The following is a 1,391-nucleotide window of genomic DNA, read 5'->3' as shown; positions in this document are numbered from 1 at the left end:
GTTTCAGAGCACTGGCAGCATCTTCGTGGCCAAAAAGGTAACGATACCTATTTGATCGGCAATGAGAACAAGAATGTCTGGATCACCCAAGAGGCGGAGTGGGCTGACAGCGGCAACGATACCGTTCACTTCAAGGATCTGACGCTTCAGGATCTAACACTCAGCACGTACAGCCATGACAACTATGGTGAAGCTCTGCGCCTGCAATGGGACAAAGATGGTCAGTCCGGCTCTCTCTTCCTCTCAGACCTGGGTCAACACATAGAACGCTTCGAGTTCGCTGATGGTAGTATTCTAACAAGTCTCGAGATCACCAGTGATGTTCATGGACGTCCAAAGCTGTTTGGCACCTCCGGGGATGATTACATCATCGGAACCCAGAACAGTGATCTGATCTATGCCGGCGACGGCAACGATACTCTGGATGCTGGCGGACATACTGAACATTGGCAGCACCTACGCGGTCAGAAAGGAGACGACACCTATCTGATCCGTAAAGATGATGGCAATGTCTGGATCACTCAGCTTGGGGAATGGGCTGACAGCGGCAACGATACCGTTCGCTTCAAGGACCTATCACTTCAGGATCTAACACTCAGCTCCTATAGCCATGAGAACTATGGTGAGGCCTTGCGTCTGCAATGGGACAAGGATGGCCAGTCCGGTTCGCTGTTCCTGTCTGACATGGGCGAACATATCGAACGCTTTCAGTTTGCTGATGACAGTAGTGTGTCCAGTATCAGGATCGACAGTATTGGACGTGTTGCCCTTCAAGGGACTACGGGCAATGATCTGATTGTCGGTGGTGAACGGAGCAACACAATTAATGCTGGCGATGGGGACGATACGCTCGATGCTGGTGGCTATTCAGAGCACTGGCAGCATCTTCGTGGCCAAAAAGGTAACGATACCTATTTGATCGGCAATGAGAACAAAAATGTCTGGATCACCCAAGAGGCGGAGTGGGCTGACAGCGGCAACGATACCGTTCACTTCAAGGATCTGACGCTTCAGGATCTAACACTCAGCACGTACAGCCATGAGAACTATGGTGAAGCTCTGCGCCTGCAATGGGACAAAGATGATCAGTCCGGCTCTCTCTTCCTCTCAGACCTGGGTCAACACATAGAACGCTTTGAGTTCGCTGATGGAAGTAGTGTGTCCAGTATCAAGATCGACAGTATTGGACGTGTTGCCCTTCAAGGGACTACGGGCAATGATCTGATTGTCGGTGGTGAACGGAGCAACACAATTAATGCTGGCAATGGGGACGATACGCTCGATGCTGGTGGCTATTCAGAGCACTGGCAGCATCTTCGTGGCCAAAAAGGTAACGATACCTATTTGATCGGCAATGAGAACAAGAATGTCTGGATCACCCAAGAGGCGGA

Annotated in this window: 1 pseudogene; it reads left to right on the top strand. The window is 50.8% G+C overall.

The features are described 5' to 3' along the window. Nucleotides 1-1,391, top strand: a pseudogene (locus PsAD5_RS14385) (DUF4214 domain-containing protein); the annotation flags it as partial.

The organism is Pseudovibrio sp. Ad5 (genome assembly GCF_001623095.1).
Classification (GTDB): Bacteria; Pseudomonadota; Alphaproteobacteria; order Rhizobiales; family Stappiaceae; genus Pseudovibrio.
Note: the sequence above shows the minus strand (reverse complement) of the source record. Positions and strands in the feature narration are given on the sequence as shown.